Origin of the sequence: Enterobacter cloacae complex sp. 402C9, from assembly GCF_050030745.1 — a bacterium.
GTDB classification, from domain to species: Bacteria; Pseudomonadota; Gammaproteobacteria; order Enterobacterales; family Enterobacteriaceae; genus Enterobacter; species Enterobacter intestinihominis.
Genome location: NZ_JBLGUW010000001.1, coordinates 293632 through 308730, shown reverse-complemented (window position 1 = coordinate 308730; position 15099 = coordinate 293632). Strand labels below are relative to the sequence as shown.

Genomic DNA, 15099 nt, shown 5'->3' with positions numbered 1-15099 from the left:
ACCAGAGGCTTTACATCGTTTATGTCCGGCTGGCCACGAATTTACTACAAATTACTTAATTTACCATTAAGCGTACTGGTAAAAAGTAAGTCTATCCCAGCAGAACCTGCGCTGGAATTAGGGCTCGATACGTCGCGCCCTATTATGTACGTTTTGCCTTATAACTCGAAGGCAGACCTGCTAACGCTTCGCGCTCAATGTCTGGCGCACGATTTACCTGACCCGCTTGAACCGCTGGAAGTCGACGGTACGCTGCTGCCGCGCTACGTGTTCATCCATGGCGGACCGCGCGTGTTCACCTATTACACGCCGAAAGAAGAGTCCATTAAGCTGTTCCATGATTACCTCGATCTGCACCGCAGCAACCCCGATCTGGACGTGCAGATGGTGCCGGTGTCGGTGATGTTTGGCCGTCGTCCGGGGCGTGAAAAAGGGGAAGAGAACCCGCCGCTGCGTATGCTCAACGGCATTCAGAAATTCTTCGCCGTCTCATGGCTGGGACGCGACAGCTTTGTTCGCTTCTCGCCTTCCGTTTCACTGCGCCGCATGGCGGATGAACACGGTACTGACAAAATCATTGCGCAAAAGCTGGCGCGCGTTGCGCGTATGCACTTTGCACGTCAGCGTCTGGCGGCCGTTGGGCCTCGTCTCCCGGCGCGTCAGGATCTGTTCAACAAGCTGCTGGCTTCCAAAGCGATTGCCCGTGCCGTAGAAGACGAAGCGCGCAGCAAGAAGATTTCGCACGAGAAAGCGCAGCAGAACGCAATCGCGCTGATGGAAGAGATCGCCGCGAACTTCTCCTACGAGATGATTCGTCTCTCTGACCGTATCCTCGGTTTCACGTGGAACCGCCTCTATCAGGGGATTAACGTCCACAACGCCGAGCGCGTGCGTCAGTTAGCGCATGACGGCCACGAGATTGTCTATGTGCCCTGCCACCGCAGCCACATGGACTACCTGCTGCTCTCTTACGTGCTCTATCACCAGGGCCTGGTGCCGCCGCATATTGCTGCCGGTATCAACCTGAACTTCTGGCCAGCAGGTCCGATTTTCCGCCGTCTGGGTGCGTTCTTCATTCGTCGTACCTTCAAGGGTAACAAGCTCTACTCCACCGTTTTCAGGGAGTATCTGGGCGAGCTGTTCAGCCGCGGTTATTCCGTGGAGTACTTTGTTGAAGGCGGTCGCTCCCGTACCGGTCGTCTGCTCGATCCGAAGACCGGCACGCTGTCGATGACCATTCAGGCCATGCTGCGTGGCGGTACGCGTCCTATCACGCTGGTGCCTATTTACATCGGTTATGAACACGTGATGGAAGTGGGCACCTACGCGAAAGAGCTGCGCGGTGCGACCAAAGAGAAAGAGAGTCTGCCGCAGATGCTGCGTGGTCTGAGTAAATTGCGCAACCTCGGTCAGGGCTACGTGAACTTTGGCGAGCCCCTGCCCCTGATGACATATCTGAACCATCATGTTCCGGAGTGGCGCGAGTCTATTGATCCTATCGAAGCGGTACGTCCGGCCTGGCTGACGCCAACGGTCAACGGCATTGCATCCGAGCTGATGGTACGCATCAACAATGCTGGTGCGGCAAACGCCATGAACCTGTGTTGTACCGCGCTTCTGGCCTCTCGCCAGCGTTCACTGACCCGTGAACAGCTGACCGAGCAGATTGATTGCTATCTGGATATCATGCGCAACGTGCCGTATTCCGTGGATTCGACCGTGCCGTCTGCCACCGCCAGCGAATTGATCGATCACGCGTTGCAGATGAACAAGTTCGAAGTCGAGAAAGATACGATTGGTGACATCATCATTCTGCCGCGCGAGCAGGCCGTGCTGATGACCTACTACCGTAATAACATCACTCACATGCTGATGCTGCCGTCACTGATGGCTGCCATTATTACCCAGCACCGCCGTATTTCGCGTCAGGAGCTGCTGCGCCATATTCAGGCCATCTATCCGATGCTGAAAGCGGAGCTGTTCCTGCGCTGGAGTAAGGATGAGCTGGCGGCAGAGCTCGATAAAATGTCCGCAGAGATGCGTCGTCAGGGGCTGATTACCATCAGTGATGACGAACTGCATATCAATCCGTCACGTTCCCGAACCTTGCAGCTCCTGGCTTCCGGTGCGCGTGAGACGTTGCAGCGCTACGCCATTACCTTCTGGTTATTGAGTGCTAACCCGTCAATCAACCGCGGTACGCTGGAAAAAGAGAGTCGGACGCTGGCCCAGCGCCTGTCCGTTCTGCATGGCATTAACGCCCCGGAATTCTTCGACAAAGCGGTATTCAGCTCCCTGGTGCTGACCCTGCGCGACGAAGGTTACATTAGCGATACGGGCGATGCTGAGCCGGAAGAGACGATGAAGGTTTACCAGATGCTGGCAGAGCTGATTACCGCGGATGTGCGTTTAACGATTGAGAGTTCGACGCAGGGCGAGTGATGTTAAAGCCGGGTGGCGCTAACGCTTACCCGGCCTACATGTTCTGCTAAATCGTAGGCCGGGTAAGGCGAAGCCGCCACCCGGTTTTTTTATGACCAGTAACTCATCGCCAGCCCCATAAACAGCACCAGCCCGACGTAGTTATTATTCAGAAACGCTTTAAAGCAGGCTTCACGCTCGCGCTTCACGATCAGCTTCTGCTGATACGCAAACAGCAGACCCGCCACCAGCACGGACCAGTAAAACTCCCAGTTCAGCCCGTTCAGGCGACCAATCGCCACCATCAACGCCAGCACCGCCACCTGCAATATGCCGATGATCAGTTTGTCGTGACGGCCAAACAGGATCGCTGTCGATTTGATGCCAATCTTGAGATCGTCATCGCGATCGACCATCGCGTATTGGGTATCGTACGCAACGGCCCAGAGAATATTCGCCAGGAACATCAGCCAGCAGCTGAGCGGAACGGACTCGCTGACCGCGGCAAACGCCATGGGAATCGACCAGCCAAATGCCGCACCCAATACCACCTGCGGCAGATGGGTGTATCGCTTCATAAATGGGTAGACCCAGGCCAGCGCCAGAGCAGCGACGGACAGCAGAATGGTCATGGTGTTAAGGGTTAACACCAGCATGAAAGAGAGAAGCACCAGCACCACAAACAGGATGCGCGCCTCTTTCCCGGTCACCTGACCGCTCGGCAAAGGACGATTCGCGGTGCGCTTAACATGTCCATCAAATTTCCGGTCAGCATAGTCGTTGACCACACAGCCCGCAGCGCGCATCAGCCAGACACCCGCCACAAACACCGCCAGGATCCACAGCGGCGGTACGCCCGGCGTGGCAACCCACAGCGCCCATAAGGTCGGCCACAGCAGCAGCAGCGCGCCAATGGGTTTATCAGTACGCATCAGGCGGTGATAGGCCAGCAGCTTATTCTGCGTCAGACTCCACTCCATTTTTTCTCCCTCTTAGTACAACGGCGATGCAGGCAAAAAGAGTTCCGTCAGTATTAACGGCTTGCCACTCAAACGAAGGCGGGAACGGCGCCCCCACAAATCGGCATCGCAACCAATTTCAATAAAATCACGGGTCAGTTCAGACGAGGTGAACAGATAGCGCCCCAGCGGCGTTTTGCCGAGGCGTTGCAGTGCAAGCTCCGGCCCGGAAAGTGTAGACTCAGGAACCACCGTTCGCCCGGCAAGCCACGGCTCGCCATCCGCACAGAGTAAAATTTCACGCAGCCAGTAGCGTTCTTCCTGCGGCAGCAGCGGCAGCTCGCTGGCAATCGCTTCAGCCGAGACAAAACCTTCCTGAATCATCGTCACCGTGACCGTTTTACCCTGTTGCTCAAAACGTTTTGTCATGGAATCTTCCAGCAACAGCCAGTCCAGTTGCTCCGGGTCAAGCGCGGGTATTTGGTCGAAATAGCGTAGCGCACGCAGCTGCGTTAGCGCGGGGTGTGACATGCCAGACTCTCCGATACATAACGTAAAGGCATTGTATCGCAGATTGGCAAAATGAGGACGGACAAACCAAATTTAGCGATCACTATCGCAACAATGGTGCAACAGCGCGGGAGAAATGTTCGTGGCAGCAATAGCAGAACTTGATTTTGGTTAAGTATCGCGCGGATAAATTGTGAGCTAATGCAGCTCTTGAGAAGGAATATCAGGAACTTAATACATGGATGACAACAAAAATAGCCCCCCTAATCGGTCTTATCATCGTCCCATCTGGGATGACGATGGCACGTTTCATTATAAAGTTTTTTCTCAGCCAAAAGACAAAAACCACATCTCGGTTTGTCTCAAGCCCCCTACAAAAGTGATCCCGGTGATTTTTATTCCTGGGGTGATGGGGTCAAACTTAAAGAGTGGAGATAAAAAAGTCTGGCAGTTCAGCTTGTCATCGCTTAAAAAATGGCCACTTGCTGGCCCCCAAAAAAGAAAGCAACTGCTTGATCCGACGACCACCGTCGTCGATGACTCTGGGGAAATTTTAAACGACGGTGCGGATGGGAAAAAATTCCCGTCCCGTCACGCCCGCGGATGGGGAAGTGCGTTTTACATGAGCTACGGTGAGGCGCTTGACCGGCTGCAATACCTGCTCAGCGACGACGAGATCCTGATGGATAATTACTTTCGGGAGACACAGTTGCAAACGGCACGTCAGCGTTTTATCGGCGTCAGAATCGGTAACGAGCCTCAGGAGCAGGTGCTGAGCGAAGAAGAAGTGGCTCACGGGCACAAGTTCTTATTCCCGCTGCACGTTTTTGGTTACAACTGGCTGCAATCGAATGCGGACTCTGCGGCGTTGCTGGGCGAATATATCCGTAAGGTGCTGAGTGTGTATCACGGACGCCTGGCAGTCAACAAGGTCGTCCTGATCACCCATTCGATGGGCGGACTGGTCGCCCGCCATTACTCGGAAAATATGGGCGGACAAGACTCAATCCTGGGTATCGTACACGGCGTCATGCCGGATCTCGGCTCACCGGCAGCTTATCGCCGCATGAAGATCGGTGAGCGTGGCATTACTGGAATGATTATCGGGGAAAGTGCTGAAAAGCTGATGCCGGTGCTGGCACAGTCTCCCGGTCCGTTACAGCTTCTGCCGGGTATGGCTTATGGTCCGGGATGGCTGAAAATCAACAGTAAAGAGACTCAACTTTCCCTCCCGGTGGCCGATCCGTATGAGGAAATTTATCTAAACAAAACAGCGTGGTGGCGGCTATGTGAGCAGGATTTGCTGCTGGATGATACTAGGGTCGAATGGAATAAATATGAGAAAACAATAAGTAATATCGTTAAAAAATTTATTGAGAAGTTAAACGGCAAATACCACCCCCAGACCTGGCTATTTTACGGAGCCAGCAAAAGCAACCCGTCAGATGGATTCCTGACATGGGAAGAGCGGATCCCCCTGAGCGTTAAGGAAGCGCAGAGGAGCAGGGAAAATGCAGCTAACCCTTTTGAACTGTCCCCGTTAAGGTCCCATCAACTAATTTCATCCGCAAGCCCCGGCGATGGGACCGTGCCGATCACCTCCGTCTGCACCAGCTCTTCACGTATTCAGGGCGTCCTGGCGACAGATGTCGATCATGAAGGAGCTTATGCTGTCGATCCTGTCGATCTCTCCCGCTCGGTATACAGCGATCTCTCCGACGCACTGGTGTTCACGGTTCGCTCGGTGGTGAAGATTGTGCAGCAGGTTCCCGCCCCATGAAAAAAGACACATCCCCCCTGATTGTTACGCTGACGCTCCTGCTGCTGGCGGCAGGATATTACATCCATAACTATGTGACATTTGTGCATGCGCCCCCGGCGTTAACGGACAAGGAAAAACGTATGGTTAATACTCTTTTTGCCACCACCAAATCCCAGTGCGTGGGGCGCTATGTGTTTGAGGTTCCGGCCTCATTCGAAAACACCTTGACTGACCGGGCACAGATTAATGAGATCCGCATCAGCAGCAAGCGACTCTACCGCCCGGCATTTGAGCAGCGTATCCGGTTGCGGGAACAGAAACTGAAAAACAGCGCTACCGTGGACCCTGTTGATCAGCCATTTCTTAAGCAGATATACAAGCTGAGTGATAATGCGGTCATTTTTGACCGTAATGAAAATGAGAGTGTGGCGGGATTTGGGCGCATTCTGGAAGGTCATCTCTACGTTGACGGAGTAGCGTTTATCCTCATGCAGGGGATTACCGATTATTCTGATCCGCGCTTCGCTAAAGAGCGAGCGTTTTATCTGCGCAAGGAAGCGGGAAGACCTGACTGGATGGCGAATGATAAACCCCAGAAATTGGCGGAATTACAGGACCTCATGTCCCGACTGAGCGGACGGCATAATGAGGATATTCCTTCCGTGCCCGGCACCTGTATTCCGCAAGGGTTTATCCGCGACGGAAACGGCAAGCCTAAGGAAGATATTACCTTTGTTTACCCCTATAGTTCGGTGTTTTCTTTTTCAGTCTGGAGCAATAACGCCCTTAAGGAAAGCACAACCATGCTGGAGCGCAGCGGGGAAATTCAGTCTTATATCAATAGCATAGACGGAAGTACGCTGCGAAAAGGAGAAGCACGCATTGCCGGTTTTAATGCCAGTGAATGGCTAATCACCGCCCCGCCAGATAAATCATCCGAAAATCCGTCAAAACAACTAATGTTTACCGCCGTAGCCAATGAAACCAACGCTGATTTTGCACACCCCAGCCTTGATCTGACATTAAGCAATGAAATCTTACCTGAAGGAAGTGATGTCTCATCCCCACCTGATTACAGCGACGCTGAACTAGTGGAAATCTGGGATCGCATCATTCTTTCTTTCCGCGTCAGGGATAATGCGTTCTGAACAGATTGCCCCTGAGTAGTGGCAAAAAAAGTGCGCCCGCGAAGGCGCACCAAACGACTAACAAAATCAGCACTGTGGGGAGACGGTTACCCCTTGCCTTTTACACTGCTGATAAAGGTGGAACGGGCAGTGGTTGAACCTAAACGCTCGGCTTCATCAAGCAGTTTCAGCGCTTTATCGACATCGCCGTTTTTAACTGCCTGCTTGATGGCGTTGTTAAAGTAAGTTTCAGTATCGTTAAGCACCGGCTCGGCTTTTTTCGCCGGGGCTGCGGCTGGTGCTGCGGCTGGCGCGGCATACACAGGCGCGGCAGTATTACCCACCGTTACCGGACCCGGGCCAGATGAGCCAAACAGTGGGCCTACGAGTACGCTGGAGCTGCTGTTGGTTTTCACCTTCAGCTTAAGCAGGCCGTCGGTGGTATGGCGCGCAATCGGATCGGGAATATCGGGAATGGCGTTACCAACCCCTTTGGCATAGGCTTTTGCCGGATCGAGCAGAGTGGTGGTTTGCTGCAAATCTTTTTCAGTGGTGAAGACCAGTACGTAGAGCTTTTGCTGCCCGAGCGCCGGGGTCAGACGCATTACCCCTTCCAGGCGGTCCGCGCTCATTACACCCGGCTCTTGATAGGTAAAATAGCTGCTGGGGAAATAGGCGGAAGGCGTCATGTTCTGATCGAGGATCAGAACGTTCGGCGCAAAAACGCTGGTCTGTTTGTTAACTTCACTGGATAAAGTCAACGTTAGCTCACCGATATTAGCCGGTACGCTATAGGCGGCTACCGGCCCGGTAATGCCAGCCACATTGAGCTGTTGGCCACCCGTCGCAAGCTGTGTGCTCTGCGTTTTGGACTGATCCACCGGCGTCCAGGTTAATTGCTGTAGAGCGGCTGTCGGAATGGCAGGCGCTGCGCTGGTATTCTGCGGTACATAATTGACGTCAGCGAGCGTAACGCCAGGCACACAGGCCAGCAGACCCGCTGTCAGGCACAGCGCGACGAGATTTTTCTTCATTTTCATTGTTATCACCTCAGAAAGCGTAAGCACTGCGGTGGCCAGGCAATAGCGCGCAGTACCTCAGGAATTGAGGGGCTTTCGCCCCCCAGATTACATCGTCAGATCAGGATGCGGTTACCACCAGATTTCCATCTGGGCGCCGAAGGAGAACTCATCGTCATCGCCGCGGCTGGTAGAGAATCGACCGTTACCGGTGGAGTCAGAGATCGCGTAACGGGTGGCATCGCCGTTACCGTTCTTCGCGTAGCCCCATTTCTCATCCCACTTCGCGTAGGTTGCGAAGACACGGATGGCCGGACGAGACCAGATGCTGCCGCCAGCCTGCCACTGTTGCGCCAGGGTGATTTTGTACTGGCTGTTGCGATCGCCGGTTTCCTGGGATTTGACATTGTCGTAGCCCACTTCCAGCAGGGTGCTCATGATTGGCGTCCATTTGTACATCGGACGTACACCCACGGTCCACCAGTCACTCCCCTGGTTATCATCCATGTCGAGTTTCTGGTACATACCGACATACATCAGGTCCCACTTGTCGGCCAGGGTGATTGCACCGTGGTCCAGGATGCGCCAGAGGCTGCCGTTGTTATTAATCACATCGTTGGCGTAGTTGGTCGTCGTGCCATCAGGATTCGTGATGGTAAAGCTGGAAGAACCATAGGAACCCTGGCTCAGACCTTTACCCTGCGTGGTCATTGAGTCCATCGCATACTGCAGCACAAACTTGTTGTAGCCTTTCAGCATGCTCTGGGTATGTTCAGCGGTGAACATCCAGCCATCTTTCGACGCGCCGTCGGCAAGATCATAGCCGTCGGTCGTGTTCGCGCGGCCATAATCCACACCCAGTTCCAGCACGCCGTCCGGGTTAGTTTCCAGGCCCGCTAAACGCACGTCAAATACGTCGTTCGCGGTATCTTTGGTACGGTCATAGATGTTCTGGCTGCTGAAGGCATAAGAACCGCCAGCTTCCTGGGAACGCGTCGCTGCCAGAGACAGTTTACCGAAGCCCAGATCGATGTTTTCAATACCGGCACCAGGACCAGAGATATCCCAGTAGTAGAAGTCGATCATGTGTACGTCATGACGCTGATAGAAGCGCTTACCGGCCCAGATGGTAGAGCCAGGCAGCCATTCAATCAGGTTTTTACCCTGCACGTTAGCTTCACGGAACGCCGGATCGGTACCTTCCCAGTCATTCTGCTGTGCCACGGAGTACGCTACGTTGGTGTCGAAATAGAAGCTCTTGTCGCCTTCTTTCCACACTTCCTGGCCCAGTTTCAGTTCGGCGTAGGTTTCACATTCGTTACCGAGACGGTATTTACTTTGTGCGCCTGTTGCCTGGAAACATTGTTGTTCACCGCCACTACCCGTCCAGCCGATACCAGAACGAGCATAACCATGGAAATCCACTGCCAGTGCCTGAGCAGACATTACGCCCGCTGCGACGGCAACTGCCAAAGGAAGTTTGCGCAGAGTAATCATTATTCTATCTCCTGAGATCATTGCTTTTCTTTGTAATTGGAATGCTTAAACGCCTGGCTCTTTGTGCAACCGACGACATGCAGTGCCATCCTCACGGAACAGATGGCAACGCTCTGGCGGCAAACCGATAGCGAATGTGGCACCCTCTTCTACCAACACCACGTCATTCTGGCGGTAGACCAGGTTCTGACGGATGGCGGGGATCTGGATATGAATCTGTGTTTCGTGACCAAGCTGTTCGACGACCTGAACTTCACCTTCCAGCGTCACATCCGCAATGTGGCTTGGCAGTAGATGCTCAGGACGGATACCGAGGGACATATTGGCCCCCACCTGTACGTTGGCGCTGTCGACTGGCAGCCAGACCTGCTGACGGTTTGGCAGCTCCACCTGTACCTGTTCAATCGCCGTCGCGGTCACTTTGACGGGCAGGAAGTTCATCTTTGGCGAGCCAATGAAGCCCGCTACAAAGCGGTCTGCCGGGTAGTGATACAGCTCCAGCGGTTTACCCACCTGCGCCACGCGACCGGCGTCCAGCACCACGATTTTGTCGGCCAGCGTCATCGCTTCGACCTGATCGTGGGTGACGTAAATCATCGTGCGCCCAAGGCGCTTGTGCAGACGGGAGATTTCGATACGCATCTGGACGCGCAGGGCGGCATCCAGGTTAGAGAGAGGTTCATCGAGCAGGAAGACGCGCGGCTCGGCCACCAGCGTACGGCCGATCGCCACACGCTGACGCTGACCACCGGAGAGCGCCTTCGGTTTACGCTCCAGCAGATGTGCCAGCTGGAGCACTTCCGCCACCTGGGTGACGCGCTGGTTAATGGTCTCTTTTTTCGCGCCGGCCAGCTTCAGGCCAAAGGACATGTTCTCGGCAACGGAAAGATGCGGATAAAGCGCATAAGACTGGAACACCATGCCCACGCCGCGTTCAGCTGGCGGGATGTCGTTCATTCGGGTATCACCAATAAATAAATCGCCACTGGTGATGGTTTCAAGACCGGCAATCATACGCAGCAGAGTAGATTTACCACAGCCTGATGGACCAACGAACACCACAAACTCACCTTCGTGGATGTCCAGATTGATGTCTTTTGACACCACAACGTCGCCCCAGGCTTTCGTTACATTACGCAGCTGTACGCTCGCCATGCCCTTCTCCCTTCGTTACAACCTGTCACCGACAGAAACATTCAAGATAAGTTCACTATGCGTGTTCCATTACTTTCGTGAATCCTCCACCCCCCGGCTTTTTTATGGGGGAGGAGGCGGGAGGATGAGAGAGCAGGCTCTGCGACCGCAGCGGAGGGGCTAAGGCGAAAATCGTGAAGCGGCCTGCAAAATTCAGTGGGTTTTTATGTGCGCCAGCACTCATAACTTAAATTTATGTTACAGGGATCACACAAACAGGGGGTGGGGCGTAGGGACTGGGAGGATGGAAAGAGGATGTCAAATAAGGAGACTGAGTCACGTTGAACCACCTTATGTATCCACGAGCACATCACCAATAAAGGATGGCAGATATGAAGATCAAGACTGGCGCACGCGTTTTCGCATTGTCCGCCCTCGCAGCAATGATGATTTCCGCACCGGCTCTCGCCAAAATTGAAGAAGGTAAGCTGGTTATCTGGATTAACGGCGACAAGGGCTATAACGGTCTGGCCGAAGTGGGCAAAAAATTCGAGAAAGACACTGGTATCAAAGTCACCGTAGAACACCCGGACAAACTGGAAGAGAAGTTCCCGCAGGTTGCGGCAACCGGCGATGGTCCGGACATTATCTTCTGGGCGCATGACCGTTTCGGGGGCTATGCGCAGTCTGGCCTGCTGGCAGAAGTCACGCCAGACAAAGCCTTCCAGGACAAACTGTTCCCGTTCACCTGGGACGCCGTTCGCTATAACGGCAAGCTGATCGCTTACCCAATCGCGGTTGAAGCCCTGTCACTGATTTACAACAAAGACCTGGTGCCAAATCCACCGAAAACCTGGGAAGAGATCCCTGCTCTGGATAAAGAGCTGAAGGCGAAAGGTAAATCCGCTCTGATGTTCAACCTGCAAGAGCCGTACTTCACCTGGCCGCTGATTGCTGCCGACGGCGGCTACGCGTTCAAGTTTGAAAACGGCAAATATGACGTGAAAGACGTGGGCGTGGACAACGCGGGCGCGAAAAAAGGCCTGACCTTCCTGGTTGACCTGATTAAGAACAAACACATGAATGCGGATACCGACTACTCCATCGCGGAAGCGGCGTTCAACAAAGGCGAAACCGCGATGACCATCAACGGTCCGTGGGCCTGGACCAACATCGACAAGAGCAAAGTCAACTACGGCGTGACCCTGCTGCCAACCTTCAACGGCAAGCCGTCTAAACCGTTTGTTGGCGTGCTGAGCGCGGGTATCAACGCCGCCAGCCCGAACAAAGAGCTGGCGAAAGAGTTCCTCGAAAACTACCTGCTGACCGATCAGGGTCTGGATGAAGTGAACAAGGACAAACCGCTGGGCGCCGTTGCGCTGAAATCCTTCCAGGATCAATTAGCGAAAGATCCACGCATTGCGGCCACCATGGATAACGCCCAGAAAGGCGAAATCATGCCGAACATCCCACAGATGGCTGCGTTCTGGTACGCCACCCGTACCGCCGTCATCAACGCTGCAAGCGGTCGCCAGACTGTTGATGCCGCGCTGAAAGATGCTCAGGGTCGTATTACTAAGTAAGTCTGAAAAACGGCGGGTGGCGCGTGCGCTTACCCGCCCTACGACTACGGCACGATCCGTAGGTCAGGTAAGCGCAGCGCCACCTGACGATAAGTTTCCACCGTTGTAGAGGAAGAACCCCATGGATGTCATTAAAAAGAAACGCTGGTGGCAAAGCGACGCACTGAAGTGGTCAGTGATAGGTCTGCTGTGTCTGCTGGTGGGTTACCTTGTTGTTTTAATGTACGTGCAAGGGGAATACCTTTTTGCCATCATGACGCTGATTTTAAGCTCGGTTGGCCTGTATATTTTCGCCAACCGTAAAGCGTATGCCTGGCGCTATGTCTACCCCGGTGTTGCCGGGATGGGGCTGTTTGTCCTCTTTCCGCTGATCTGCACCATCGCGATTGCCTTTACCAACTACAGCAGCACCAACCAGCTCGCGCAGGAGCGTGCCACCCAGGTGCTTCTGGATCGTTCTTATCAGGCGGGTAAAACCTTTAACTTCGGCCTGTATCCTGCGGGAGATGAGTGGAAGTTAGCGCTCACTGACGGTGAGAGCGGCAAAAACTATCTTTCCGACGCGTTCAAATTTGGCGGCGAGCAGAAGCTGGTCTTAAAAGAAGCCGCGGCCCTGCCGGAAGGTGAACGTGCCAACCTGCGTATCATCACTCAAAATCGCCAGGCGCTGACCCAGCTCACCGCCGTGCTGCCCGATGACAGCAAAGTAACCATGAGCTCGCTGCGCCAGTTTTCCGGCACGCAGCCGCTTTATACTCTGGCGGATGACGGCACGCTGACCAACAACCAGAGCGGCGTGAAGTACCGTCCGAATAACGACATTGGTTTCTATCAGTCGGTGAATGCCGACGGCAGCTGGGGCGACGACAAGCTCAGCCCGGGCTATACCGTTACCATCGGCTGGGATAACTTTACCCGCGTGTTTACCGACGAAGGCATCCAGAAACCGTTCTTCGCCATCTTCGTCTGGACGGTAGTCTTCTCCATCCTGACCGTGATCCTGACCGTGGCCGTGGGCATGGTGCTGGCCTGTCTGGTCCAGTGGGAATCCCTGAAGGGCAAAGCGATTTACCGCGTGCTGCTGATTCTGCCGTACGCCGTGCCGTCGTTCATCTCGATTCTGATTTTCAAAGGGTTGTTTAACCAGAGCTTCGGTGAAATCAACATGATGCTGAGCGCGCTGTTCGGCATCAAACCGGCCTGGTTCAGCGACCCGACCACCGCTCGCTCGATGATTATCATCGTGAACACCTGGCTCGGTTATCCGTACATGATGATCCTGTGCATGGGGCTGCTGAAGGCCATCCCGGATGACCTGTACGAAGCCTCGGCGATGGACGGCGCGGGTCCGTTCCAGAACTTCTTCAAAATTACCCTGCCGCTGCTCATTAAGCCGCTGACGCCGCTGATGATTGCCAGCTTCGCCTTTAACTTTAACAACTTTGTGCTGATTCAGCTGTTGACCAACGGTGGACCGGACCGTCTCGGCACCACCACGCCGGCAGGCTATACCGACCTGCTCGTGAGCTACACCTACCGTATCGCCTTCGAAGGCGGCGGCGGTCAGGACTTCGGTCTGGCGGCAGCGATTGCCACCCTGATCTTCCTGCTGGTGGGCGCCCTGGCGATCGTGAACCTGAAAGCTACACGTATGAAATTTGACTAAGGAGGGCACTGAACATGGCTATGGTACAACCCAAATCTCAGAAACTGCGCCTCCTCGCGACGCACTTAGGCCTGCTGATTTTCATCGCGGCGATCATGTTCCCGCTGCTGATGGTTATCGCCATCTCCCTGCGTTCGGGGAACTTCGCCACCGGGAGCCTGATCCCGGACGAAATCTCCTGGGAGCACTGGAAGCTCGCGCTGGGCTTCAGCGTGGAGCACGCGGATGGCCGCGTCACGCCGCCGCCGTTCCCGGTGCTGCTGTGGCTGTGGAACTCGGTGAAGGTGGCGACCATCACCGCGATCGGCATCGTGACGCTCTCCACGACCTGCGCTTACGCCTTCGCCCGCATGCGCTTCCCGGGCAAAGCGACGCTGCTGAAAGGGATGCTGATTTTCCAGATGTTCCCGGCGGTGCTGTCACTGGTGGCGTTGTATGCCCTGTTTGATCGTCTGGGCCAGTACGTGCCGTTTATCGGCCTGAACACCCACGGCGGCGTGATCTTCGCCTATCTTGGCGGCATCGCCCTGCATGTGTGGACCATCAAGGGCTATTTCGAAACCATCGATGGTTCACTGGAAGAAGCCGCCGCGCTGGATGGCGCCACCCCGTGGCAGGCGTTCCGTCTGGTGCTGCTGCCGCTGTCGGTGCCGATTCTGGCGGTGGTGTTCATCCTGTCGTTTATCGCGGCGATCACCGAAGTACCGGTCGCCTCTCTGTTACTGCGCGATGTGAACAGCTACACCCTGGCCGTCGGTATGCAGCAATACCTCAACCCGCAAAACTACCTGTGGGGCGACTTTGCCGCGGCGGCCGTCCTCTCTGCCATCCCGATTACCGTGGTGTTCCTGCTGGCCCAGCGCTGGCTGGTCAACGGCCTGACGGCGGGCGGTGTGAAAGGTTAAGTTTCATCTGTTATGCCACTGCAACCCTCAACTTTAGACGTAATGTATTGAACCAACTTGTGACTGTTGTTAGGCGCTCTTCGGAGCGCCCTTTTTTTATTCGCGTTTCAGCCGCTTTGAGTTGCACAGCCAGAGGGTGATCACCAGCAGCAGGATCGCCGCCGAGTAGATCAGCACGTCGAGCGGGGATTTATGATCGACGATGATCAGCCGCACAATGGCGGTGATGCCAATGTAGACAAAATAGCGCAGCGGGAAGTGAAAGCCGGACTGAAAGTACTTCACAATCAGGGCGATAAATTCAAAGTAGAGAAAGTAGACCACCAGGCCTTCCACCAGCGCGTATTTGCTGGTTTGCTCAGGTGCGAACAGCACATCCGCCAGATGCACCGTCTCTTTACCCAGAAACACGACCAGGATCAGGCCAAGGCTCAGCAGACCGAGGTTCAGCACGGTCTGGAGTATCGTTGAGATAAACTCAACACGCGGACGAGTCAGGGATGTCATAAAGCACCT

The 15099-nt window shown here is 54.7% G+C and carries 12 protein-coding genes; 6 read left to right on the top strand and 6 right to left on the bottom strand.

Annotated elements, in window-relative coordinates:
* Positions 1-21 precede the first annotated feature (21 nt).
* Positions 22-2442 (top strand): glycerol-3-phosphate 1-O-acyltransferase PlsB, encoded by a 2421-nt coding sequence (gene plsB, locus ACQG1K_RS01480; RefSeq protein WP_023299088.1) that lies wholly within the window; start codon positions 22-24, stop codon positions 2440-2442.
* An 89-nt stretch (positions 2443-2531) separates the two neighbouring features.
* Here the strand turns inward: plsB and ubiA are convergent, their stop codons facing one another.
* Entirely contained in the window at positions 2532-3401 is an 870-nt protein-coding gene (gene ubiA / locus ACQG1K_RS01475) for a 4-hydroxybenzoate octaprenyltransferase (protein WP_022646737.1), read from the bottom strand.
* 12 nt (positions 3402-3413) lie between these two features.
* Positions 3414-3911 carry a chorismate lyase gene (gene ubiC, locus ACQG1K_RS01470; RefSeq protein ID WP_023299087.1) on the bottom strand — a complete coding sequence of 166 codons (498 nt, stop codon included), beginning with the start codon at positions 3909-3911 and terminating at the stop codon, positions 3414-3416.
* 217 nt (positions 3912-4128) lie between these two features.
* On the opposite strand from ubiC, the gene ACQG1K_RS01465 reads away from it, so the two are divergent.
* Positions 4129-5670 carry a lipase family alpha/beta hydrolase gene (locus tag ACQG1K_RS01465; RefSeq protein WP_367076347.1) on the top strand — a complete coding sequence of 514 codons (1542 nt, stop codon included), beginning with the start codon at positions 4129-4131 and terminating at the stop codon, positions 5668-5670.
* Complete coding sequence (locus ACQG1K_RS01460) at positions 5667-6800, top strand: T6SS immunity protein Tli4 family protein (RefSeq protein WP_015570173.1); 1134 nt, start codon at positions 5667-5669, stop codon at positions 6798-6800. The genes ACQG1K_RS01465 and ACQG1K_RS01460 overlap by 4 nt, the downstream gene beginning before the upstream one ends.
* An 86-nt stretch (positions 6801-6886) precedes the next feature.
* Here ACQG1K_RS01460 and malM read toward each other — a convergent pair whose 3' ends face one another.
* The 3 genes from malM to malK form a co-directional block, all read right to left on the bottom strand.
* A complete protein-coding gene (malM, locus tag ACQG1K_RS01455) occupies positions 6887-7819 on the bottom strand; it encodes a maltose operon protein MalM (RefSeq protein ID WP_265190382.1) in 933 nt (310 codons plus the stop codon).
* 111 nt (positions 7820-7930) lie between these two features.
* Positions 7931-9298: a maltoporin gene (locus ACQG1K_RS01450; RefSeq protein ID WP_426760337.1), complete on the bottom strand. Its 1368-nt coding sequence runs from the start codon at positions 9296-9298 to the stop codon at positions 7931-7933.
* A 42-nt stretch (positions 9299-9340) separates the two neighbouring features.
* Positions 9341-10450: a maltose/maltodextrin ABC transporter ATP-binding protein MalK gene (gene malK, locus ACQG1K_RS01445; protein ID WP_003860329.1), complete on the bottom strand. Its 1110-nt coding sequence runs from the start codon at positions 10448-10450 to the stop codon at positions 9341-9343.
* Positions 10451-10821: 371 nt separating this feature from the next.
* On the opposite strand from malK, the gene malE reads away from it, so the two are divergent.
* The 3 genes from malE (at position 10822) to malG (ending at position 14583) form a co-directional block, all read left to right on the top strand.
* Complete coding sequence (gene malE / locus ACQG1K_RS01440) at positions 10822-12012, top strand: maltose/maltodextrin ABC transporter substrate-binding protein MalE (protein WP_022646733.1); 1191 nt, start codon at positions 10822-10824, stop codon at positions 12010-12012.
* Positions 12013-12133: 121 nt separating this feature from the next.
* A complete protein-coding gene (gene malF, locus ACQG1K_RS01435; protein WP_023299085.1) occupies positions 12134-13678 on the top strand; it encodes a maltose ABC transporter permease MalF in 1545 nt (514 codons plus the stop codon).
* Between the two features lie 14 nt (positions 13679-13692).
* Positions 13693-14583 (top strand): maltose ABC transporter permease MalG, encoded by an 891-nt coding sequence (gene malG, locus ACQG1K_RS01430; RefSeq protein WP_003860332.1) that lies wholly within the window; start codon positions 13693-13695, stop codon positions 14581-14583.
* A gap of 96 nt (positions 14584-14679) precedes the next feature.
* Here the strand turns inward: malG and psiE are convergent, their stop codons facing one another.
* A complete protein-coding gene (gene psiE, locus ACQG1K_RS01425; protein WP_000202963.1) occupies positions 14680-15090 on the bottom strand; it encodes a phosphate-starvation-inducible protein PsiE in 411 nt (136 codons plus the stop codon).
* Positions 15091-15099: the final 9 nt, after the last annotated feature.